General features: G+C 56.9%; 18 protein-coding genes and 1 pseudogene. 7 read left to right on the top strand and 12 right to left on the bottom strand.

The genetic code is table 11. The features are described 5' to 3' along the window. Window positions 1-177: 177 nt before the first annotated feature. The 5 genes from ACP0GE_RS01805 (at window position 178) to ACP0GE_RS01825 (ending at window position 5285) form a co-directional block, all read left to right on the top strand. On the top strand, window positions 178-1311 hold the full coding sequence (locus tag ACP0GE_RS01805) for a branched-chain amino acid ABC transporter substrate-binding protein (RefSeq protein ID WP_424830290.1): 1134 nt from the start codon (window positions 178-180) through the stop codon (window positions 1309-1311). Between the two features lie 179 nt (window positions 1312-1490). Next, window positions 1491-2414, top strand: coding sequence for a LysR family transcriptional regulator (locus tag ACP0GE_RS01810; protein WP_424830291.1), 924 nt, complete (start codon window positions 1491-1493; stop codon window positions 2412-2414). Window positions 2415-2536: 122 nt separating this feature from the next. Then, the gene (locus tag ACP0GE_RS01815) at window positions 2537-3715 is read left to right on the top strand and encodes a LysR substrate-binding domain-containing protein (protein WP_424830292.1); all 1179 of its coding nucleotides are present in this window, start codon (window positions 2537-2539) and stop codon (window positions 3713-3715) included. Continuing rightward, window positions 3606-4640, top strand: coding sequence for a hypothetical protein (locus ACP0GE_RS01820; RefSeq protein ID WP_424830293.1), 1035 nt, complete (start codon window positions 3606-3608; stop codon window positions 4638-4640). The genes ACP0GE_RS01815 and ACP0GE_RS01820 overlap by 110 nt, the downstream gene beginning before the upstream one ends. A 57-nt stretch (window positions 4641-4697) precedes the next feature. Beyond that, window positions 4698-5285: a HutD family protein gene (locus tag ACP0GE_RS01825; RefSeq protein WP_424830294.1), complete on the top strand. Its 588-nt coding sequence runs from the start codon at window positions 4698-4700 to the stop codon at window positions 5283-5285. Between the two features lie 13 nt (window positions 5286-5298). Here the strand turns inward: ACP0GE_RS01825 and argE are convergent, their stop codons facing one another. The 5 genes from argE to ACP0GE_RS01850 all read right to left on the bottom strand — a co-directional run bounded on the left by argE (window position 5299) and on the right by ACP0GE_RS01850 (window position 10429). After that, window positions 5299-6456, bottom strand: coding sequence for an acetylornithine deacetylase (gene argE, locus ACP0GE_RS01830; RefSeq protein ID WP_424830295.1), 1158 nt, complete (start codon window positions 6454-6456; stop codon window positions 5299-5301). A gap of 88 nt (window positions 6457-6544) precedes the next feature. Next, the gene (locus ACP0GE_RS01835; protein WP_424830296.1) at window positions 6545-7225 is read right to left on the bottom strand and encodes a DUF1028 domain-containing protein; all 681 of its coding nucleotides are present in this window, start codon (window positions 7223-7225) and stop codon (window positions 6545-6547) included. A gap of 14 nt (window positions 7226-7239) precedes the next feature. Then, complete coding sequence (locus ACP0GE_RS01840) at window positions 7240-7653, bottom strand: RidA family protein (RefSeq protein WP_424830297.1); 414 nt, start codon at window positions 7651-7653, stop codon at window positions 7240-7242. Window positions 7654-7779: 126 nt separating this feature from the next. Continuing rightward, on the bottom strand, window positions 7780-9312 hold the full coding sequence (locus ACP0GE_RS01845) for a 4-hydroxyphenylacetate 3-hydroxylase family protein (RefSeq protein WP_424830298.1): 1533 nt from the start codon (window positions 9310-9312) through the stop codon (window positions 7780-7782). A gap of 475 nt (window positions 9313-9787) precedes the next feature. Further along, entirely contained in the window at window positions 9788-10429 is a 642-nt protein-coding gene (locus tag ACP0GE_RS01850) for a TetR/AcrR family transcriptional regulator (protein ID WP_424830299.1), read from the bottom strand. Window positions 10430-10516: 87 nt separating this feature from the next. On the opposite strand from ACP0GE_RS01850, the gene ACP0GE_RS01855 reads away from it, so the two are divergent. Both ACP0GE_RS01855 and ACP0GE_RS01860 read left to right on the top strand, forming a co-directional pair. After that, window positions 10517-11677 (top strand): efflux RND transporter periplasmic adaptor subunit, encoded by a 1161-nt coding sequence (locus ACP0GE_RS01855; protein WP_424830300.1) that lies wholly within the window; start codon window positions 10517-10519, stop codon window positions 11675-11677. 12 nt (window positions 11678-11689) lie between these two features. Next, on the top strand, window positions 11690-14833 hold the full coding sequence (locus tag ACP0GE_RS01860) for an efflux RND transporter permease subunit (RefSeq protein ID WP_424830301.1): 3144 nt from the start codon (window positions 11690-11692) through the stop codon (window positions 14831-14833). Window positions 14834-15118: 285 nt separating this feature from the next. Here ACP0GE_RS01860 and ACP0GE_RS01865 read toward each other — a convergent pair. From ACP0GE_RS01865 to ACP0GE_RS01895, 7 genes and pseudogenes are all read right to left on the bottom strand, one after another. Next, window positions 15119-15862, bottom strand: a pseudogene (locus ACP0GE_RS01865) (amidase family protein); the annotation flags it as partial. Between the two features lie 139 nt (window positions 15863-16001). Next, window positions 16002-17834 carry an IS1634 family transposase gene (locus tag ACP0GE_RS01870; RefSeq protein ID WP_424830302.1) on the bottom strand — a complete coding sequence of 611 codons (1833 nt, stop codon included), beginning with the start codon at window positions 17832-17834 and terminating at the stop codon, window positions 16002-16004. 144 nt (window positions 17835-17978) lie between these two features. Beyond that, the gene (locus ACP0GE_RS01875) at window positions 17979-18542 is read right to left on the bottom strand and encodes an amidase family protein (protein ID WP_424830303.1); all 564 of its coding nucleotides are present in this window, start codon (window positions 18540-18542) and stop codon (window positions 17979-17981) included. After that, window positions 18539-19732, bottom strand: coding sequence for a DUF1116 domain-containing protein (locus tag ACP0GE_RS01880; RefSeq protein WP_424830304.1), 1194 nt, complete (start codon window positions 19730-19732; stop codon window positions 18539-18541). The genes ACP0GE_RS01875 and ACP0GE_RS01880 overlap by 4 nt, the downstream gene beginning before the upstream one ends. Further along, window positions 19729-20355 (bottom strand): hypothetical protein, encoded by a 627-nt coding sequence (locus ACP0GE_RS01885; protein WP_424830305.1) that lies wholly within the window; start codon window positions 20353-20355, stop codon window positions 19729-19731. Before ACP0GE_RS01885 ends, ACP0GE_RS01880 begins: the two co-directional genes overlap by 4 nt. Next, window positions 20355-20987 carry a hypothetical protein gene (locus ACP0GE_RS01890; RefSeq protein WP_424830306.1) on the bottom strand — a complete coding sequence of 211 codons (633 nt, stop codon included), beginning with the start codon at window positions 20985-20987 and terminating at the stop codon, window positions 20355-20357. Before ACP0GE_RS01890 ends, ACP0GE_RS01885 begins: the two co-directional genes overlap by 1 nt. Continuing rightward, entirely contained in the window at window positions 20984-22354 is a 1371-nt protein-coding gene (locus ACP0GE_RS01895; RefSeq protein WP_424830307.1) for a Rieske 2Fe-2S domain-containing protein, read from the bottom strand. Before ACP0GE_RS01895 ends, ACP0GE_RS01890 begins: the two co-directional genes overlap by 4 nt. Window positions 22355-22360 lie beyond the last annotated feature (6 nt).

Consider the following 22360-nt stretch of genomic DNA (forward strand, 5'->3'; position numbering starts at 1 on the left):
CATACGCATTTTCTATACGGTCTATTGAAAAATCTTTCTTTCGCGGCGACGTCGAAAACGGCCACGGTTTTGATGCGCGTTCTTTCCACCGCCAGTGGATGACCGATGGATCGGACGTTCACAAGAAACGATCGTTCTTCTTGACAGCGATCGTACCGACACCCGAAGGGAAACGAAATGATCTCGATCAAATTCCATCGCCGGACACTTCTAAATACTCTGCTCGCCGCCTCCATGAGCTTCGCGGTACCAGCCTATGCAGAGGACAAGCCCGTCATCAAACTTGGCTTCATTGGCCCGCTCAGTGGCGGGAATGCGTCGCAAGGCCTTGGTGCGAAAAACGGCTTTCTGCTGGCTGTTCAACAAGCGAATGAGGCTGGGTTCCCGTATACCGTGGAAGGGGTGGTGCTTGACGACGCGTCCGACCCGCAAACCGGTGTTTCGGCTGCACTTAAGCTGGTCAATGACCCCGACGTGGTCGCCGCAATCGGTCACTGGAACAGCCCAGTCGCGCTGGCGACGACCCCGGTATTCAGCCGCTTTCAGACTCCTATGATCGTTTGGGGTGCAATCAGCCCCAAGGTAACGGACCAGAACCTGCCTGAAATCACACGCGTCACTCCGACCCTGGTCGCCGAGAACGAGCCTTTGGCCAATTGGGCGGCAGAGGAACTGGGAGCGTCGAAAATAGCCGTTGTTGCCGACACCAGTGACTACGGAACATCCAATGCAGACGCATTCGGGACATTCTTTGGCAATGCTGGCGGAGAAGTTATCTCGGAAGATTTGCTGCCTGTTGGGACAACCGATTTTCGTGCTGTACTGACCCGGATCAAAGGCGAATCTCCGGACGCGATTTACTTTGGCGGTGTCATTACTGAGGCCGGCATCCTTCGCAAGCAGATGATCGAACTGGGCATTGACCTTCCGATGATCGGGATTTCGGGTTTCTATGATCCCGAGTTCATTGCGATTGCCGGAGACGCCGCTGTTGGCACGATGGTGAGTTACCCTGCGTCGGCTTCGAACCCGATCCTGGAAAAACTCTATGCAGATTATGATGCTGCGAACTTTGACGAACCGACAAGCCCGTACACCAAGTATGCGTTCGATGCCGCGAACATCCTGCTGGAAAACATCCGCGAACACGGCATTGAAGACAAACCGGCACTGGCCAAGGCCATTCGTGCGACCGAGCATAACGGTGCACTCGGGGTTACCGCGTTTGATGAAACCGGTCAGACGAAGCTGCCGATCAATATCGAAATCAAGGTCGTTCAGGATGGCGCTTGGGTCACCAAGGGCAAGTAATATCCCTCTGTAAATCGGTCCGTGCCCTTCCCGGGGCACGGATAACTCATCAAAAGGTTTGTTTTGTTGCGGGCTTCAGTTGTCGTACTGTGGTTGAAAACGTAGAGCTAGTCCGGGGAGCACCAGTGCAACCCCCCAAAAGCTCGGACTGCCAAAGACAGTAATTCCAGGGTCCGCACATGCGCTTTACTCTAAGACAACTCAGTTATTTCGTTGCTGCGGGCGAGACCGGAAGCGTAACGCGCGCAGCGGAACGGGTGAACATATCGCAGCCCTCTGTTTCGGCTGCGATCGCACACCTGGAAACGGAATTCGGCGTTCAGCTTTTTGTTCGTCAGCATGCGCAGGGTCTGGCTCTGACGCCCGCAGGGAAGAGGCTGCTCAAGGCCGCCAAGCAATCGCTGCAGTCCGCCCACGATTTATACAGTGTGGCAAACGAAAGCAGCTCGGCCGTGACAGGCAGCATAAATGTCGGGTCGTTCAAGACCTTTGCGCCTTTGATCGTCCCGAAACTGTGGAACAGCTTCAAATCGAGATACCCGGATGTTTCAGTCAATGTCAGCACCGGGAGCGAGGCGGAAATGCTGAGTGGTTTACGTTCGGCGCAGCTGGATATCGCGTTGACCTATGAAATCCACCTGAGCGACGACATGCTGTTTCAGCCGTTGGCACAACTGCCGACCTATGTGCTGGTTGCGGCGGATCACAAGCTGGCCAGCAAAGATGCCATCACGCTTTCAGAAATAGCCGACGAGCCGTTTGTGCTGCTTAATCTTCCGCTGAGCGGGCAGTATTTTCTGTCTTTGTTCGAACGCGAACGGCTGAAGCCCCATATCGTGACCGAAGTCACCGACTCGGCGACGTTAAGATCTTACGTTGCTGCCGGTATCGGGTATTCGCTTATGACAGCGCGCCCCATGAACAACTTTGCGGAAACCGGTATGCCATTGGCGTATATCCCGCTGAAGGGTGACTATGAACCGATGGTGATCGGTCTTGCCAGCCTGAAGGAAATCAAGCCCACCAGCGTTGTCACGGCCTTTCAGGATCACTGCAAATCGCTCATAACCAGTGGCAAAATACCGGGCATGCAACCGTATTGAACACAGGCCGATCTGGCCCAAGGAATTCCTGAATCACACCCACAGAATTCCCGATTTCTTCGATTCACCCATTTGGCTCAAACTTCAAAACAGAACCGAATCTGACTTGGGAAAACAAAAACATGGACCCATTGGACCAAGCGCTGCGCGATAAATTTCTGCACGGGATGAGTCACGCGGCCTGCACGGTTAATATTGTGACCACTGACGGCGTTGCAGGTCGCGCCGGTGTCACAGTTTCGGCGATGTCGTCGGTTTCTGCGGATTCGACAAAGCCGACCTTGCTGGTCTGCGTACATCACCTGAGCCCGGCGGCGAACATGATCGTTGAAAACGGGGTGCTTTGCGTCAACGTTTTGCGCGATGACCAATCGTATATCTCTGATACTTTTGCAGGACGTTTCAAGGACGAAGTTACGGACAAGTTTGAATGCGCGGAATGGACAAAATGCCCTTCTGGTGCGCCGCGTCTGATCGATCCGCTGGTCGCTTTCGATTGCACCTTGTTGTCAAGTGAACGCGTTGGCACGCACCACATTTTTTTGTGCGAGGTCCAGGACCTTGTTCTGGCAAGGCGCGGCTCACCACTCATCTACGCCAAACGCGCTTATGGCACTCCGCTTCAGATCGAAGGGGCCAAAAACCTGAAACATGCGCTGGCTGCAAACGAAACAACATTCAAGCTCGGCTGCTTTCATACCTTTGGTCCCTATATTTTGCCGCGTCTCATCGCGGATATGCCGGGCACCTCAGTTCACCTGGTGGAAGGAGATCAACGTAGCCTGTGCCAAAGCCTGTCCACTGGTGAATGCGAACTTGCATTGATGTATGACATTGATCTGCCCGCAGATTTGGACGTCGAACCGATCGACAGATTGAGCCCTTACGTTTTGCTGCCTGACGGGCACCCGCTGGCGCGTCAGTCAGAGGTTTTGCCGCATGAACTGGCCGAAGAGCCGATGGTTCTTTTGGAAGGACAGCCCAGCCGGGACTATTTTATTGGTTTGCTGGAAAACTCGGGCGTGAAGCCGTTTATTGCCTATCGTTCCACCTCTTTTGAAATGGTGCGGGGCATGGTTGCCCATGGGCTGGGTTTCGCCCTGCTGGTCACCCAGCCAGCGTCCGCCATGAGCTATGACGGGCTGCGCGTTGTCAGCCGGCCTCTTGGGGGCGTCGCGGGCGAAAGTCAGCTTGTTCTGGCGCATCGAAAGGGCGAAGAACTTTCACCCGCAGCGCAGCGTTTTACCGAACTATGCCGGGATCAATTCGCCGGTTCTTTGGCGTTCCAAGAGGCTGTATAGCAATTTCTTATTCACGCTATACGAGAAGCGAATTTTTCATGCGCAGCGCCTTGCACTAGGCTTGTCGTGCGTTTGTCAGACGCAGGAGCATTCAATGCTGGACGCAACCGATCGCTTGTTTACCCAAAGCTATTCCGTACAAGAACCTCTGATAGTCTCCTCGGCTTTACCTTTGGATGATGCGATGCGTGGCGGCGTATTGATGCTGGGTAATTTCGATGGGTTCCATCGCGGGCACAGGGAACTTGCGCGTCTGGCGCAATCGGTTCCGACCAGAACGTGCATCGGCCTAATGTCATGTGAACCGCATCCCAGGGCTTTTTTCGGGGTCGAGACAGAGGCGTTTCGGTTAGCTACGAAAAATACCAAATCGGCGATGTTGGGCAACAAGGGTATAGACTTTGTTTTTGAACCAACATTTGACAGCTCTTTCGCCCGACAGACACCAGAGGAATTCATCACAGAAGTGCTTTGCGGTGCATTAGGTGTATCCCATGTGGTGACGGGGCCGGATTTCCGTTTTGGCCATCGGCGCTCAGGGGATGTCAGGCTCCTTCAGGAGATGAGCAGACGCTTTGGATTTGGAATTAGTGTCGCCGAAAGCCTGAAATCAGGCAGTCAGACGATTTCATCGACGCGAATTCGAAATCTGATCCGTGACGGCCAGATCAATCAGGCTCTCGAATTGCTGGGCGACCCATGGATCATCGAGGTTGAACGAACACCAAACGGAAAACTGCGCATGCATCCGTCGCTTTGCCGACCAAGGGCAGGTTGCTACAAGTCGAGCCTGCAAGAACCGTTTGGCCGGAAGATCAGCATCGATCTGGATGTCGATGAAGACGGGTATGTTTCCCCGAAAGGTCCATTGCCGACCGTGAACCGGTATCTTTTCCAAATTTGTGGGCAGGCTTCGAACAGATAAGTCTCGGGCGACGGCCAACCCGCAAATGTAACCCAAAGCACTAAGGATACGAAACACGTGCCTGTCCGGTATTATCCCGCCTCATCCTACATCCAACGTCCCTGGAAAAATGGCGTGGGGCAAACTGATGAAATCTACCTGATGCCAAAGGAGTCGACCCGGGACAGTTTTGATATCCGTGTGAGCAGCGCCGCAATATCTGAACCTGGTGTATTTTCACCTTTTCCGGGCGTAGATCGTGTTATTACGGTGATCCGAGGTCACGGCCTGTCGCTGAGCTTCGAAAGCGGCACCGTTCAGCTGCCTCCGTTTCAGCCATTCAAGTTCGATAGCACTATGACCCCTTTCAGCGACCCTGGCGCAGAAGAAACCCGGGTTTTGAATGTCATGGTCAACCGAGCCAAGTGGACAATCACTGATTTCCGGGTTTTGACAGATAAGACCGTACTTCGCTGTGGCGAAGGTGGATTGATATTTGTCTTTGCTGCAAACGCTCCCTGCCGCATCCGGTCCCAAGGTCACGATGTCGAACTGGGTATTCTTGACACAGCTTTCGCCGATGAATCTGCCGAGATCATACCTCAGCCTTCTGCGGTCGAGGATACCATACCCCGCGTTCTGGCTGGTGTGCTTGACCTTGTCTGAGTCCGTTCTGGTGTCAAACGCCCTGAACCAGCCGCGCAAGTAGCCGATCCATCATACGGTCGCACTGTTCCAGTTGATTGATCGCAAGATACTCATCCGGCTTGTGCCCTTGTGCCATGAAACCGGGGCCACACACTGCTGTTGGCAGACCCAATCGCTGATCGAAAAGGCCTGCCTCGGTCCCGAATGCGACCTTGAAGGTGTCTTCGCGATAGTTGGTAACATCCCGCAGAAGGCGAACAATTTCAGCATCCGGATTAGTGCTCAGACCCGGGTAACTATTGTATTGCTCAATCTCGATTGAAGCTTGCGGAAACTTTGTCTGAAAAGGCGCAACCAGCCTTTCGGCTTCTTCATTCAACGCGGCAATCAGCTTGTTTGGATCATCTGCGGCGATGTTGCGGATCTCAAAATCCAGCTCACATTTGTCCGGAACGATATTGAGCGCTTTGCCACCAGACATCTTGCCTACATGCAGCGTCGAATAGGTGACTTCATACCCGTCTTCGAATAGGCCGCTGTTTGCCAGCTTTGCCTGTAGCGCGCGGATACCACTCAGAAAGTCAGCTCCCAGATGCAGCGCGTTCAAGCTCAACGGTGCCATCGCGGAATGACCGGCACGTCCGGTGCACACAGCGCGCAATGCTGTTTTGCCCTTGTGGCCAACTGCGATGCCCATGCCGGTGGGTTCACCCACAATGCACATGCGCGGTTTCGGCGTCCGGGCCTTCAGATACTCGATCAACGACCGCACCCCGACACAGCCGATTTCCTCGTCGTAGGAAAAGGCCAGATGCAGCGGCGTTGCCAGTTCCAATCTCGAAGCGCGTAACGCCGCCGAAAGCGCCGAGGCCAGAAAGCCCTTCATATCAGCGCAACCGCGCCCATAAAGCTTGCCGTCCTTCGACACCATTGAAAACGGGTCGCTTTGCCAGGCCTGACCTTCGACGGGCACTACATCCGTGTGGCCGGACAGCAAAACGCCGCCTTGGTCATTGGGACCAACCGTTGCAAACAAGTTCGCGCGCGTTCCGTCCGGGCTTTCGATACACGTCCACGAAATATTAGCTGCATCTAAAAGGCTGGTGACAAATGCAATCAACTGACGGTTCGGCGTTCGGCTGACCGTCGGGAAAGCGATCAATCGCTCAAGGATATCCAGCGTTTGCATGATACAGCGTCAAAAAAGGCGCGCACGAAACGTGCGCGCCAGAACTGACCTGCCAATCAGGGGCAAGGGGTCAGCGGGGAGAATTGAATTACAGATCACCCGGTACACCATAACTTGGGGCTGCGTCCGGGTTGAGCGCCCGTGCGACGTAATCTGCCATTTGCGGTTCGTAAGCTTCCCACAAGGCACGCAACGCTGCGATCGGGCATTCGTCGGACCAGTCAACGCGCAGATCAACCAATGGCCAGGGCGTCGAATCCGCGACCAGCAGGCAGGCAGAATGAACCGGACCTTCTTCACCGCCCCCTTCGTGCAGACCGCTTTCCAGCGCCTTGAGCAATCTTTCAGGAAGTGAGAGGTCGCTTAGTGTTTCAAAGCTGCTAGCCATGACCTGTGGCAGTCGTGTGTCCGACAGCAAGTTCCCTGCCGCAATGCAATCCCGGCCTATCACCTCGGCGTGCTGGCCAAGTGTCTTGCTGCCGGAAAAAAGCGCCGTTCCGCCTTTACTGTCGACGACGGCGACCTGTCGATAATCAGGGAAATCCTCGGCGCCTATGACGTTATCAAGCGCGGATTGGGTATCTGCCCCGGCGGCAATCCTGTCCAGGACATCGTTACCGATGGACGGCTTGGTCACATTCTGTGTTGCCACCGCACCAACGCCTGCGCGAACCCATGGGCAGCGACTGCCAACCGCGATTGAGCTTGTCGTGATCGCCACGCCCACTTGCCCGGTTCGTGCGCATCGCCCTGTTATCGAGAACGTCATTCTACCTCCTCACGTCAGTCCGGAATGACCGCAGTCGCTTCGATCTCGACCACCCATTCGGGCCGCGCGAGCGCTGGCACAACGATACCGGTCGAACAAGGATGAACGCCCTTAATCCACTTTCCCATTTCCTGATAAACCGCCTCGCGATAGCGGATGTCAGTCACATAAACCACAATCCTGCACAGATGTGACATGTCACTGCCCGCCTCCTCCAGAAGCATCTGGATGTTTTCCATTGTCTTGGCGGTCTGAGCACCAGGATCACCAATATGCAGGCATTCTCGGGTCTCCAGATCCTGTGACACCTGACCGCGCAGAAAGACGGTCGTGCCCTTTGCAACAACGCCCTGCGACAGGTCATTGTCGAGGTTCTGCTCGGGGTAGGTGGCTTTGGTGTTAAAGGGGCGCAGGCGTTTGTGTGCCATTCGAGGTCTTTCCATGTGAACTGCGGTCAGTCAGCAGGCCGCTTCCTGTCCGGTGTGATGTCGATCTTGATGAGTTGGTGCGCGCATGATGCGCGCACCCTTGTTTGTTGGCCAGGCTCAGCGCGCCTATTCCGCCGCCGTCCGTTTGGAGTGGGACTTTATGTCTGTAGAGAACCAGCTGGAAATGGCCGAGTCCCCCATCGACAGCGTCTTGCCTCCCATGACATTGTCGCTGAGATCGGCTGCATCCTTGACAAATGCCAGCGGACCTTCCCAGTCAAAATTGCGATAGACGGCCGCAAGATGGGCAAATGGTGGGGATTGCGCAAACAGCTGGAACGTGAGCCGGTGGCCCGCATAGTCCGAGTTCAACATGTCCCGTGCAAAGGCCAAAAGCTTGCGACGGTCATCCGCAACCCATTCGTCGTTGATGCTGTAGTACTTGGACATCCATGGTTTGGTTTCGGGTGCTTCGAACGACGCGACATCCGGTGTCACGCAAATCTGCCCACCGCACAGTTCGCGGGCAATATGGACCATTTCATGCAACTGGCTACATGCGTGGACACGGCCCGTATACAGAAGTGACTGGTTCGGCATCATCAAGCCCGCCGGGGACTTTTCGCCCAATGCGATCGCCGCGGTAAGATGGGCATTGATCCCCTCGCGATAGACTGCGAGCTTCGCAAGCTTCTCTTGAACGCCCTGTTGCTTTTCAAGCCCGGTCTGGCGCGCATTGAACAGCGCGGCACCAATCATCATGTCGGCCAGTTTCAGATTTCGTTGAACAAATGCAAACGCAGAGTAGCGGTGCAAAGTGGCCCGAATAAACGTCGCTGCGCGGGTATGACGATAGAACAGCACGTTTTCCCAAGGTATCAACACATTGTCGAAAATCACGATCGTGTCGACTTCGTCAAACTTGTTGGCCAAGGGATAATCGGCGGCAGGGGCGCGACCGGCAAAACCGGTGCGGCAAATGAACTTCAGGTTTGGCGAATTCAGATCACAGATAAAGCCAACAGCATAGTCCGACATTTCCGAGTTGCCCCAGTTGGCAATGGTCGGTTTTGTGAAGGCCTGGTTGGCATAGGCCGCAGCCGTCTCGTACTTGGCGCCACGGACGATAATGCCTTCGTCGGTTTCCTTGACAACATGCAACAGCATGTCCGGGTCCTGATCCTGCGGCGCTTTGGAGCGGTCGCCTTTGGGGTCGGTGTTGGCCGAGACGTGAAACGGATCCTGTTTGAGGACACGGAAGATATGGTTTTCGATATTCTTTGAAAACTGCGGGTCGACCTCGTTCAGGACATCTTGCCCATCGTAAAGGGACCACATCTCGCCCACGGTTTCATCACCAACCCGGGTGACCACGCCGCCGATCTCATTCATCATATGATCGGTGGCGCGGCGCTTTGCCCACCAGTCATCTTGGCTGTAGGGCAGGGCGCTGCCCAGAGCATTCGTTTCACCATCCTGCTTGACGGTCATGATATCGCGGTGCGCTTCTTCGTGCTGCATGTCATAGATGCGCGCGCGGATGTCCACCAATGGTTTAAACTGCGGATGGGAAGTTACGTCCTTGACCTTCTCACCATTGACAAAGATCTCGCGGTTCCCACGGATCGAGTCACGATACTCATCGCCTGTTCGTATCATTGATTATCCCTTTTGACTTTTCGCTCTGCGGAATGACGCAACTCAGCGAAATTACCTGTCTTGCATCTAACAGCCTAGATGGATTGGCCAAAATAGGTATTTTTACAGCTTTGAAATGGAAAAACTGATGCTATCGCCGAGGTGGGTTCAGTGACCCAAAATCAGGTCTGAAAATACCCGCTGTGGAACTTGCCTGACCAGAGATAAGTTAGGGCGACAGGAACTGCGGACGTTGAGAAATTGACTCTATTGCCACCTCACCCGGCAAGCTACTGATCCCGTTCTTTTCGTTGATGTCTTATCGAGCTTTCGTGCCACGTTATGACAACAGTAGCCGCATCTGGGGTGAACACGGTGTCGAATTTGGCAGGTATCGCAAATGAGCAGGAAAGTGCCGCGCGAAATGCCAGCACGGGCTGTTCATCAAATTTGGTGACATATCCGGTCAGACAATTGGACCCTGACCAGATGGCAGTTAGCTCAGCATTCTTTCGGACACATCCTCAAGAAGATCATGCAAGTCGAACTTCTCGCCTTTCTCTGCAAGACCATGATCTCGCAAAATGAACGACAGCCCGTGGACGAAGCTCCACAACAGGAACCCACGGCGGCGGACTTCATCGGTGATTTCCGGTTCGCCAAGACATTTCGCCACCTCAGATAGGAGGATTCCAAAGCTTTGCTGGCCGCCTTCTTCCAAGCGCGGGTCAGCGATGCGATCTGTAAACCCGCCAAACTTAAGTCGAAATATCCCCGGCTCATTCAGGGCAAATGCGATGTATTCCATGCCGATTGCGGTAATGCGCTCGGGTGATCCTTCGGGGATGCTTTCCAACGCAGCCAGCATGTTTTTGCGATGCCTGCCCATGCCCTCAAGAACGGCAGCGACAAGCATTTCGTTCTTGTCTTTGAAGTGTTTATACGGCGCGGCGGTGGACACGCCAGCCAGCTTGCAGGCCTGAGAAACCGAAAAACTGTCCGGGCCCTTTTCTTCAACCAGCTGCCGGGTCGCTTCTATCAGGGCAGCGCGGAGATCCCCGTGATGGTAGGCTTTTTTTCCCACCGTCCGGCGGTCTGCGTGGTCGCCTGCCAATTGATTTTTTTCAGTGCTGGTCATGCTCCAACATGTGCCAGATCACATACCCCTTGTCAAAGTGAGAGCTTCTAACATATGTTAGAGATGCTAACTTCTTGAGGTCCCCAAATGCCGAATTCTGCGACATCCCCCTCTGAGACCACTAAGAAAAGCCCTTTTTCGCGCATGTTGCGCGGCGCTGCCCGGCTTGGATTGACTGCCAGCATCATGACCATCGCCGCAGCTGCGGTTTACTTCGGAGCAGCTGAGCTTATGCGCAGGGCAAATGCCGTACCTGCGCCGGACGCGGCCGCGGTGACTCCGGTCTCTGTGACACCGATCAAGTCCGAAAGCGCATATACCGTTGATCGTGTTTTCATCGGCCAGGTTGAACCGCAGCGTTCCGCTGACGTGTCATTCGAATTGAATGGGACGCTGGATCAAATTTTGGTGGATGAGGGCGATGAAGTTGCATTGGGTCAGCTTCTTGCCACGCTGGATACTGCACTTTTGGAAGTCGAACTTGACCGCCTGACGGCTTCGCGCGATGCCGTTGCGGCGCAACTTAACTTTGCAAAGAAAACGGTGGAGCGAAACGCAAAACTCATCGAACGGGGCTTTACCAGCCAGGCCCGTTTGGATGAAGCCGTCGCGCAACAGGATGAACTGCTGTCCAGAATCGGTGAACTCGACGCGGGATTGCGCGACGTTACGGTTCGGATTGAAAAATCCAGTATTGAGGCCCCGTTCCCAGGCCAAATTACTACCCGGCACGTGGATGGGGGCGAGACGCTAAGGTCAGGCGAGCTGGTTTTGGGCATGGTCGAAATCGTGTCGCCGCAGGTTCGGATCGGGATCCCATTGGATGTGGATCCCTCACTACTGTCCGATGTCGAGATTGAAATAGCGGGCAAAAGCTATCGGGCAGACCTTGCGACCTTGCGCCCGGATATCGATCCGGTAACCCGAACACGGACAGCCTTGTTCGACCTAAAGGGCGGGCCGGATGTTGCGTTCGGGCAGACTGCTCGTGTGCATGTGCTCGACACCATCGCCAGTATTGGCACCTGGGTTCCGACGACCCTGCTGAAAGAAGGAACACGGGGCCAATGGACGCTGATGGTTGCCGACGCTCAAAAAACTGTGCGTCTTGCGTCTGTCGAAGTGCTCCATGCCGAAGATAACCGTGTGTTCGTGCGGGGGGAGTTTCCGGACGGCACCGTCCTGATCGGTCAGGGACCACAGCGTGTGACCGTTGGTCAGCGCGTGGCCTTCGGCACCGGTGATTGACGGAGCGATACCATGGAGACCCTGACCTTTCGCCATCCTCGTCTTGTCGCACTTATCATTCTGGTTCTGGTATCCGCCGGGCTATCTTCCTTCCTGTCGCTGGGGCGGCAGGAAGATCCGACAATCACCAATCTCTTCGCAACCATAACGACACAGTTTCCGGGGGCGGACCCCGAGCGTGTCGAGGCGCTGGTTACTGCGGAAATCGAGGAAGAGCTTCGGAAAATCGCCGAGGTGGATGAAATCAGCTCGGTTTCCCGCTCGGGCGTTTCAGTTGTCTCGGTTGAGTTGCTGGAAACGCTGGACGAAACCACCATCGAACAGGTTTGGGCCGAAGCGCGCGACGCCGTCGATGATGCCAGTCAGAATTTCCCGGCGGGCGTACTACCTCCGGAATTCGATGCCGAGGGCATTTCGGCTTATTCTGCCGTCATCGCCGTCGCCGCAGAAAGCCCTGATTTCCCGGTCACTCTTTTGTCGCGCCACGCCGAAGCGCTGGGTGACAGGCTTCGCGCGATTCCAGCTACACGGGCCGTTGACTACTTTGGTCAGCCAGACGAGGAAGTATTGGTCAGTGTCGATATGGACAAAGCCGCAGCATTGGGGCTCAGCGCCATTGAGATATCACAGCGGATTGCAGAAGCCGACGGGAAGGTTCAATCTGGACGGCTGCAATCTGATGTGGATCTAACGATAAGCATCAGCGGCGAAATTGAGACCCTGGACCGCATCCGCAACATCGTACTGCGTGAAAGTGTGGATGGTGCCGTGGTACGGCTGGGGGATATCGCAACCGTGGATAGAGGAGCGCGCAACCCGCAGTCCTCAATCGCTATCGCCAATGGCAAGCCGGCTGTACTGGTAGGCGTACTGGCGCAGGACGGGGTCCAGATTGATCGCTGGACTGGGTTCCTGCGGCAGGAACTTGAGGCAGGCGCTGCATCGGTGCCATTGGGCATTCAGGAAATGCTGCTGTTCGATCAAAGCCAATATACGACAGATCGCCTGACTGATATCGGGATCAACATGGCCATCGGTGTGGCGCTGGTCGTGGCAGTTCTATTTATAACGCTGGGGGTTCGGGCGGCGACGATTGTGGCTTTGGTGTTGCCTGTGGTTTCTTTGGCTACGCTTGCCACCATGAACATGATCGGTCTGCCGATCCACCAGATGTCGGTCACAGGCCTGATTGTGGCATTGGGCTTGCTTGTTGACGCGGCCATTGTGATGACCGACGAAATCCGGCGTCGCCTGCAGGGAGGGATGGAGCGCCTTGCGGCCGTACGGGACGCCGTTCGTCGGTTGGCCGCGCCGCTGTTGGCGTCGACCATTACAACGGCGCTCGCGTTCACGCCGATGATCCTGCTGCCGGGGCCTGCTGGTGACTTTGTCGGCGCTATCGCCATTTCCGTTGTGCTTATGCTGGTTTGGTCGTTGCTCGTTGCCCTGACTGTAACACCAGCGATTGCGGGCTGGGTCCTGTCGGACCGCGCCGACGCTGGAATGTTAAGCCGTGGTATCAGTGTCCCTCCACTCGCCCGCCTGTTTGAAGCCTCCATTCGTTTGTCGGTTGCCAATCCGGTGCGTTCCATTGCGCTGGCACTGGTTTTGCCGGTCCTTGGATTTGTTGCCTTTCCCACGTTGACCGCGCAGTTCTTTCCGGGCGTCGACCGCAACCAGTTCTATATCGAGGTCGATATGCCGGGCGGCACATCAATCGCCAGCACCGAAGCAACCGCGCGACAGATTGACGAAATGCTGCTGACCGATGACGGCGTAAAAAGCGTCTACTGGACCGTGGGAGAGTCAGGTCCAGCCTTCTATTACAATATTGTCGGCAACCGTTCACGTGAGCCCGGTTTTGCGCAAGCCATGATAACGACCGATACTGCAGACGATGCTGCCCGTCTCGTTGGCGCGTTGCAAAGCCGATTGGACACAGAATTCCCCGATGCACAGATCATAGTGCGCAATTTGGTTCAGGGTCCGCCAGTCGCAGCGCCGGTCGAGGTCAAAATCCAGGGACAGGACATCACGGTTCTTCGCACTCTGGGGGATGAGGTGCGCTCGATCATGGCCAACCTCGATCTGGTGACCCAGGCGCGGGCCAGCGTTAATGGAGGTAACCCACAAATTCGGATCGAGATCGATGAGATTAAAGCCCGGTTGCTGGGATTGGACGTGGCGGATATCGCTACTCAGTTGGATACGGCACTGGTCGGAATTACCGGCGGATCACTGATCGAAGGAACGGAACAGCTGCCTGTTCGTGTGCGCTTGGGCGACGAAGTTCGCTCGGACCTGAGTGCAATTGTCAGCATGCCGATCTTGCTGCCAAACGCCGCCGCGATCTCTGCCACCGGTGTGTTTCCGGCTGTGCCACTATCGGAATTGGCCCGACCCGTTATCGAGCCTGCCGAAAGCGTTACAACCCGAACGGACGGCATCCGCGAAAACACTATCCAGGCATTCATTGTACCGGGTGTATTGCCCGAAGAGGCATTGCAGGACGTATTGGAAGCGCTGGATGCGTCCGGTTTTGTGCTGCCGCAAGGTTACACCATGTCTCTGGGCGGGGACAGCGACGCACGCTCGAATACGGTTGGCAATCTGATGGCCTCGGTTGGGTTGATCGTAACGCTTTCCAGTGCGACCATTGTGCTGACCTTCAATTCGTTCCGGTTGACACTGGTCACTTTGGTGGTCTGCGTATTGTCAGCCGGTCTTTCGATATTGTCACTGGCAATCATGCAGTTCCCGTTTGGTATTCAAGCCATTATCGGCGTGATTGGCTCGATTGGCGTTTCCATCAATGCGGCCATCATTATCCTTACTGGATTGCAGCAGGACCCCCAGGCCAGTCGCTGCGATCAAAAGGCAATGACACGCGTGGTCACCGGCTCAAGCCGGCACATCATTTCGACAACGGTGACGACTTTTGGCGGCTTCCTGCCCTTGATTTTGGGTGGGGGCGCTTTCTGGCCACCCTTCGCAGTTGCCATAGCAGGAGGTGTTTTGTTGTCGACGGTTGTGTCCTTTTACTTCACGCCGCCCGTTTTTGCTTTGGTGTATCGTGGGCGGTTCACAGAACCGGTTTTGTCCACTCATGAACATTCCAAGTCCAGCGACGCGGTTGTCCCACTTGCGGCGGAATGACGATAGAGGCCAAATATTTAGTGAACTTTCCCTTTGCAGCCTAATCGGTTCGCCGGGTGATTCAGATTTGTCGCTTGGCATTGTTGCAGAAGCTTTGGTCACTGTTGCTCATGGATGTTGCGAACCAATGGGTCTCTTTACCTCTGGGACGAAATGACCACGATTTCTCTCAGAGGTGCATAGCATCTATAGAATGTTATCCTGTTCGCCTTCTTCCATGTTCGCTATCAGAGCGGCGGTAAAAGCTACAGCCGGGAGCGGAGTTTGCACAGAACCCTATGTTTGTCAGTCTGCGGTGTTGAGAATACGGTGCACCCATTGAGCGATGTCCAGCAATCGGGCATCGCCGCCGCGCGGTGCGATCAGTTGTATTCCAAGCGGCAGGCCGTTCGCGGTGGCGCCGAAGGGCAGGGCCAGAGAAGGGACCTGCAACAGGTTCCACATACGAGAAAACACCGGATCACCCGTTGCATCCAGCCCCTCGGGCGCAGGGCCAGCGGCAGAGGGGACGAGAAGGGCGTCAGTATCGCGAAATAGCTGATCGAGGATTGAGTTGGCTCTGTCACGGACTGTCAACGCTGCGCGATAGGTGGCCTCGTCGATCTGTTGACCTGCTTCGATAAGGGCGTGGAACTGTGAGCTGATACCTGGCTCGCCAATCTCGAATTCCTTGGCACGCAGGCGGGCGGCTTCGTATCCCATTACAGTGATCTGGGCTTGGGTGAGTTCGGCAAAGACTGCGGGATGGGCAATTTCACCCGTGTCAGCCCCTGCATCGGCCAGTGCGGCCAGTGCACGGGTACAAGTGTCTCTCATTTCCATGGTTCCGTCCTGCCAATGCGGCCCCCGCATCAGACTGATCCTTGGCAGTGCTTCGTCAAAATCAGGTGGCGGCGGTAGGTCGGTACCGCGCAGGACCGCGTCGGCCAGTACCAGATCGCGCGGGTCGCGGGCCAGAATGCCCAGCGTGTCCAGACTTTGCGACAGACCCATCACTCCGGTCAGGTCATAGCTGCCGGTTGTGGGTTTGAACCCGTTAACCCAGGTTCAGCAAATTTGACATACACGGCTCCATAAGGTCATGATACAAAACGATTTTATTTTCGGAAAAGCCCGATATGGCACTACATTTTGTGCGTCAGGAGGTCGGTTGGAATGGCCTCGACCGTTACGGGTTTTTCAGTTTCCGGATACGCCTTTCAAGCGCGTATGGTACGCCCGCCGCCTTCGCAACCCCTGCCGCCACCGGGTCTGGCCGAGCGTCCGTTCTGACCTCGATCCGTGCGCCGTCGACGGAGGTGAAGGACGTGGTGGCCCGCTGCCAGCGACCGAGCTTGTTGCGCACAGAGGCCCAACTGTCGTGGACCCCCTGCGCAGCGAGACGGGTCCGGATGACATTGACGCCGTACAGCGCCAGCACCGCGATGAACAGATGGCCCTCGATCCGCCTGGACAGTTGGTGCCAGATCGGGCGCAAGCCGAGTTCAGACTTGAGCGTCTCAAACGTCGCTTCGAGTTCGGTCAAACGCCAGTAGGTGCGCACCGTCTTCTCAAGGCCCCATTCCGTGTGGCTGGTGCGCAGCACATAGAGGCCCGCGCGGGCATCGCGTGTATTGAATGCCGCATTGGGTACCCATGTCACCGCGCTGGCCTTGCCATCCGAACCCTTTGTGACGCGGATGTCATAATGCTGATTGACCATAGCGTAGCGTTCCCGCAAACGCCCGAGCCGCTCCAGAACCTTGTCGTATGTCTTGACGGAGCGCGGCTTGCTCAAGCCGTCGTGCAAGGCGGTAAGTTCTGCCTCAAAGGCGTCCCGCTTCTTGGCCAGAATGGCTTCATCACGCTCCTGTCGCGCCTGGCTCCAGATGCAGAGTTGCGCTTCGTTCTCAGGCTCGTGGGACAGGTTCCAGATCCGCGCCTCATGCCCCGATCTGGTCTCGATCGTTGCATCAGGATCCCGCGCGCCTGCAGCATCCGCCTGATCCGGCTTGACCCCACCCCGCCTGACCGTGATCCAATGATAGCCCCGGTTGCGCAGTTCGGCGAGGTTGTTTTCGGTAGCGATGCCTGCATCCATGATGACCGTGGGCTTGTCCTTGTCCTCCGGTGTGGCAAGGCTGTCCAGCGCCTCGAACAGCGTGCCGGGTTCGCTGACATTGCCGGGCAGAACGCTGGAGCGGCGCGGGAAGCCGCCCTCGTCGGTGGCCATCGCGAGCGTGACAAGAGGGCAGTCGTTCCGTTTCTGCTTGGAGCGTCCGAACCTGGCCAGATCGGACGCTGGACGCCCGGTCATGTAGGTGTTGGTCAGGTCATAGAAGATCACCGCACCGGAACTGCCGAACAACGTGCGCTGACGGTCAAACAGCGCGTCTTCGATGGCCTCGTGGTGTTTGACCAGACCGTCACTGAGACGATACAGCTTGTCGAGATAGAGCGCCGGCCCGGTATTGAGGCGCAGAAGTTCAAACGTGGCACTGTTGGTCTCCAACCATCGCAAAGTCTCCCGTTCGCTGGCGGGATGCACCATGCGCGCAATCACCAGCGCCATGGCGATCCGGGCGTCTCGATCCGACAGGCCGACATTCTTGAGCACCCCAAGAAAGCCCAGAGCCTCCAGAGCGGCCAGGGCAAGTCGCTCACAGCCCACAGACCGCGCGTCTTCAATCTGTATGCTGTCGAGACGGATATTTGCTGTGCCGCCATCCAGGGCCTCGGCCGCCGACTGGACCAACGCGCGGCTGCGCAACTTCTGCACAATGGTATCCGCCATTGTCGCCAATTCCGGTTCAGGATCGAACAGAGGCGTTTCTCCCGTAATCCCCGCCTGAACGAGTTCGACCAGTTCGGGCCACTGCGATTTGGGGATCGGAAAGGCTGCTCCGAGGTTCAGGAGCGTCTTTTGTTGCACCTTGCGGCCCGTTCTAAAATTCTCGACCAACCGGACGGATCGGTAGCATTTGTCAGCGCGGCGGCGGGTCAGGGTCTCACGAATAAACATGTTCCTACATTAGGACCGCTGCACCCCACTGGGAATCCCGAAAAGCCCTCAGGAAGCACATTATGGCACCACTTCGAAAATCCAGAAACTCACCTCAACAAAATCAACGCTTTACCGGCCAGAAAGCGGCAATTTCGACCGATTTCAGCAAAAAAGTGCGGAACTTGGGTTAACGCCGCAGTAAGCAGCAGGGCGGATCAGGGAGGCCGCGGTTTGCGATCCAAAGGCCAGCGGTGCCATGCAATCCGCCACCGCCGCTGCCGAGCCCGAGGACGACCCGCCCGGTGTATGTTTTGGATTTGCGGGATTTGCGGTTTTACCGGGGCGGAAATAGGCGAATTCGGTCGTGACCGTCTTGCCGATGGGAATGGCACCGGCGTTCAGAAATGACTGCACGCATGCAGCGTTACGGTCCGGACGATGGTCTGCGTACAGATCGCTCCCCCAGCCGGTCGGCATATCTTCGGTATCGATGATGTCTTTGATGACAAAAGGCACGCCATGGAGCGGGCCGCCGACGGGGAGAGCATCGGCTGCATGCGCCCGCTCCATGGCGCGTTCCGCGTCGAGATACTGAAAGGCCCCGATCGCGGGCTCTCGGAGGGAGATGCGTTCCAGGTGAATGGCCATAACCTCCGATGGTTTGACCGTGCCCACCCGGATCAGGTGGGCAAGGTGGTGGGCACTGAGTTCAGCGAGGTCGCTCATGCCTCAAGCGCTTTCATTGCTGCGGCAAAGGGACCGACCGGCATGTCGTAGATACCGCCGCCCAACCGCCCGGCCTCACCCAGGCGGTCGAGAATGCCCAGCGAGATCACCGGGCCCGAACCCTGCGTAAGCGCGCCGCGCCCGGTGCTGCCCAGTTGCACGTCGAGTGTCTGGAAATAAGGATGCGCGCCGACCGACAGGCCCGAGGTCCGGGCCTTGGCATCTTCGGGCAGATAGGCGCCCAGACCCTTCTTTTGTTCCGGGCTCAGCTCGATTGCCATTGCGCCCAGCCCAAATGCCTCGACCACGGCGCTGTCACCGATTGCGCCAAGCGCTCTGTCTTCGGGCAGGTCAACGTCAAACTTGCCTTTTGGCGGTGTGGCCGGAACGGTGAACCACTGGCCGGGCAGGCCTGATATCTGAATCCCAACCTCGCGCCCGTTGCCGCCCGCAGCGGTGACAAAGCTTGATCCTTCCACGCCTTCAGCCAGCTTCATCATGATCTTGGTTGCCGCCATCCACAGGTTGAGGAACAGCGAGGGCGAACTGGCCATGAATTCCAGCACATCTGGGTCATGAATGCCGCCGGGGGTGCGGTCTTTCAGTTCTTCCACCAGCGCATTGGCCGCCACTGGTGTACGCCCATGGCAATCATCACCACCCATCAGGCCGACAACAGCCAGCGGCACCAGTGCAATGCCTTCGGCAATGCCGCCCTGAAGCACGTCCAGAAAGCGGGTGTTCAGCCAGCGGATATGTTCCAGCACCGCTTCGGACCGCAGCCCCAGCCGCATCGCGGGGCGCGACCCGGCGTTGATCGGGGTGAAGATCCGCGTCTGCCCGCGCCAGGCGTCATACACCGTGTGCAGGGGCATGTTGGCCGAAACTACTGCTGCCAGCGGCGTGACGACGTCATGATCCTGCGCCGGTTTCAGCAGGATTTCACCCGTCATGATCATCGCCTCGGCCTGATCGAAATCCTTTGCCAGCCCCTCCCAGACAGCGGCGACGCAAGCAGAGTTCAGGATCGGTGCGGTGATCTGATCCGGTGCCGCAAAGGCGGGTCCTGCGTGCAGCAGCACATTATCGGGCAAATCCACCGCATCTGCGGCGGTGTTGAAGCGGTTCCAGACTGGCTGGGTCACCATTGCCCGGTCAAAGGCCAGTTGATCAGCTTTGTGCAAAGTCATGGCACCTCCGGCGGAATGATCCAGGTTTCCGAGAAATAGAGGAATGCGGTTGTAGTCTCGTATCCGGCCTGCACCCGCGTACCCAGCTTGCCCGGCAGCGCATGGCCGTTGACCAGAATCTGCGCCGAATGCGCGGGCACCAGAAGCGAGAACATGTTCTGCTCGCCCGAGGCCACCTCATGCGGTGACAGTTCCAGCGCCCGGGGCGGTTCGAACCCTTCCCAGACCAGCTCCACCGTCAGGTTTTCGCCCGCAATGGTTTCGGTATAGCGATGGCTCATCGGATCGCCCGAGCTGCGCACCGCCTGGGCGCCTATTTCGGGTAGGGTGGCAAATGCAGGCGCGTTGGCAAACGCTGCGAGCTTGCTGATGAAGTTTTCCTTCAGGAACGCTGTCAGTTCGGGGTTGTCGCTGAGAATGACGTTGGGGGCCTCGGGCGGGCCCTCGACCTGCTCCGGTGTTCCGTACAACAGCAGCACCTGCCCCTGACCCACGGGCGACCAGGCGACCCGAAAGAACAGGGCCATCGCACTGAAGTTTCCGTCATCATCCTTCAGTAGGATGCCGGGGTTTTCGCCAGTCCAATCGACAACGCCCGGTGTAATCGGTTCACTCAGCGGCATCAGACATCCTCCTTTGGGGTAACCCAGGTTTCGGAAAAGGCCAGAAAGGCAGTGCTCATGGTGCGACCAAAGAACTGGCGATCCGCAACCTGACCGGGCAGGGCTGTGCCGTTGATCCTGACCTGCGCTGATTCGGCCTCCAGAAAGACCGAGTACATTTCGTGCTCTTTGGTGGCGGAGTTTTCCTTGGTCACCTCGACCGGTAGTGGCGGGCCCATATCCTGCCAGATCATTTCCAGCGTCACACCTGACCCGCGCAGGGTCTCGGAGTAGCGGCTTTTCAGATCGCCGGGGCGCTTTTCGACGCTGTCGCAATCCAGCCAGGTCATTGCGCCAAGCCCCGCCTTGCCGATGAATGTCGGCATCTTGGTGACCCAACCGTCAACGATCCATCGCATCATACGCTGGTTGTCGGTCATGATCAGGTTGGGTGCGTGCGGCCAGCCCTTGGCCTGATCCGGCGCGCCTAGAACGATGGCAGCATGGCCGCGCCCATAAGGCGACAGCACCACGCGAAAGAACAGGGCGAGCGTGTCGTAGTGTTCCTGCGACGGGTCCTGTTTCAGGTATATGCCCGGGTTTTCCCCGGACCAGTCGACCCGTCCGGGGTTGTGGGGAATACGCGCGCTCATGCCCAGCCCGCCTCGTATTCCTTGAGTGCGTTTTCGATGAAGGCGCGGCGTTCCTTGCCTTGCAGATGGTCGCCGGATTTCAGAATCTCGGCTACTTTGAAGCTGACTTCTTTCTGCAAAGCGCCGTCGTCACGACCTTCCTGCATCGGGATTTTCAGCACCGTGTCACCGGCGTAGGTCGGGATCACGCCTCCTTTGAAATTGTCTGTAGCCTGAGCCGGACGCTCGCCCTTTTGCAAAGCGCGGATGGCATTGCGCACCATGCGCCGCGCCTTGGCCACGCCGCGATCGGTAAAGGACAGGTTTTCGCGCGCGTGCACGTTGATCGGCCCTTGACTGACCCAGGCATCATAGTCGCCGGGATCACGCTGTCGCATTTCATACGGACGGTCCGGCCCCTGGCCGTAGAAATCGGTTTTGCCGAAGCCTACTTCGTCGCGATTGGTCATACCACGCGGGTCATCGTTGAAGGAAGGATCACGGAAATGCCGCCAGGCGATCACCATTGTATTGGTGTCGTCAATCGGCGTGATCCAACGGGTCAGACCGCCACGACCAAAATAGCGCGACTGGTCCGGGATCGGGAAATGGCCCCCATTCTGAGTAAACGAGGGCAGCATGTGGTCATGCACCCGCACCCAGATGTAATCGCCATCGCGGCGTACATTGGTGTAAAAGTCGCCGGTCTGACAATCGTGGAACTCGATCATCGGCATATGCGCGAAAGCTTCGTGGAACTGAACGCGCGCGGCTTTGGTGTGCAGATAGACCACATGGAAAGGATCCCAGGCGTTTTCCATCACCTGCAACCAGTTGCAGGGCGATTTGATGAGATAGGGCACCAGTTCGTCCCCGTCATCATCGAAGGTATCCATGACTGGAAACGGTGGGCGTTCGTCGGCAGGACCCATATAGGCAAAGGCCAGCCCTTTATACTCGATGACCGGGTAAGCCCCAAGACAGGCCTTTTTCTTGACCTGGCTGGCTGGTGGTTCGCACGGTGTCTCCAGCACCGTGCCATCCAACCCGTATTTCCAGCCGTGATACGAGCAGCGGATTCCGCCCTCTTCGATGATGCCGAACTCCAGACTCATGTTGCGATGGCAGCAATGCAGATGCGTCAGGCCCAGCTTGCCCTCTTTCTTTTCCCGGAACAGAACCAGATCCTCGCCCAGAATGCGGATGCGGTAGGGCAGGTCGCCCACCTGATCCGTCATCGCGACAGGCAACCAGAACCGGCGCAGATATTCGCCGCAGGGGGTGCCGGGGCCAACCTCGGTCAGTTCGGGATCATGTTGCTGGTTCCAGACCGATTGCTGATCATGGCCGCGGAAATTGCCCTCGGGCGCCTGAAAATGATCGTTCATGGTTCT

It is taken from the genome of Ruegeria sp. (assembly GCF_965243365.1).
GTDB lineage: Bacteria > Pseudomonadota > Alphaproteobacteria > Rhodobacterales > Rhodobacteraceae > Ruegeria.

Coding starts and splice junctions, on each gene's coding strand:
- ACP0GE_RS01805 (WP_424830290.1), top strand. CDS start 178: ATGATCTCGATCAAATTCCATCGCCGGACACTTCTAAATACTCTGCTC.
- ACP0GE_RS01810 (WP_424830291.1), top strand. CDS start 1,491: ATGCGCTTTACTCTAAGACAACTCAGTTATTTCGTTGCTGCGGGCGAG.
- ACP0GE_RS01815 (WP_424830292.1), top strand. CDS start 2,537: ATGGACCCATTGGACCAAGCGCTGCGCGATAAATTTCTGCACGGGATG.
- argE (WP_424830295.1), bottom strand. CDS start 6,456: ATGCAAACGCTGGATATCCTTGAGCGATTGATCGCTTTCCCGACGGTC.
- ACP0GE_RS01835 (WP_424830296.1), bottom strand. CDS start 7,225: ATGACGTTCTCGATAACAGGGCGATGCGCACGAACCGGGCAAGTGGGC.
- ACP0GE_RS01840 (WP_424830297.1), bottom strand. CDS start 7,653: ATGGCACACAAACGCCTGCGCCCCTTTAACACCAAAGCCACCTACCCC.
- ACP0GE_RS01845 (WP_424830298.1), bottom strand. CDS start 9,312: ATGATACGAACAGGCGATGAGTATCGTGACTCGATCCGTGGGAACCGC.
- ACP0GE_RS01850 (WP_424830299.1), bottom strand. CDS start 10,429: ATGACCAGCACTGAAAAAAATCAATTGGCAGGCGACCACGCAGACCGC.
- ACP0GE_RS01855 (WP_424830300.1), top strand. CDS start 10,517: ATGCCGAATTCTGCGACATCCCCCTCTGAGACCACTAAGAAAAGCCCT.
- ACP0GE_RS01860 (WP_424830301.1), top strand. CDS start 11,690: ATGGAGACCCTGACCTTTCGCCATCCTCGTCTTGTCGCACTTATCATT.
- ACP0GE_RS01870 (WP_424830302.1), bottom strand. CDS start 17,834: ATGTTTATTCGTGAGACCCTGACCCGCCGCCGCGCTGACAAATGCTAC.
- ACP0GE_RS01875 (WP_424830303.1), bottom strand. CDS start 18,542: ATGAGCGACCTCGCTGAACTCAGTGCCCACCACCTTGCCCACCTGATC.
- ACP0GE_RS01880 (WP_424830304.1), bottom strand. CDS start 19,732: ATGACTTTGCACAAAGCTGATCAACTGGCCTTTGACCGGGCAATGGTG.
- ACP0GE_RS01885 (WP_424830305.1), bottom strand. CDS start 20,355: ATGCCGCTGAGTGAACCGATTACACCGGGCGTTGTCGATTGGACTGGC.
- ACP0GE_RS01890 (WP_424830306.1), bottom strand. CDS start 20,987: ATGAGCGCGCGTATTCCCCACAACCCCGGACGGGTCGACTGGTCCGGG.
- ACP0GE_RS01895 (WP_424830307.1), bottom strand. CDS start 22,354: ATGAACGATCATTTTCAGGCGCCCGAGGGCAATTTCCGCGGCCATGAT.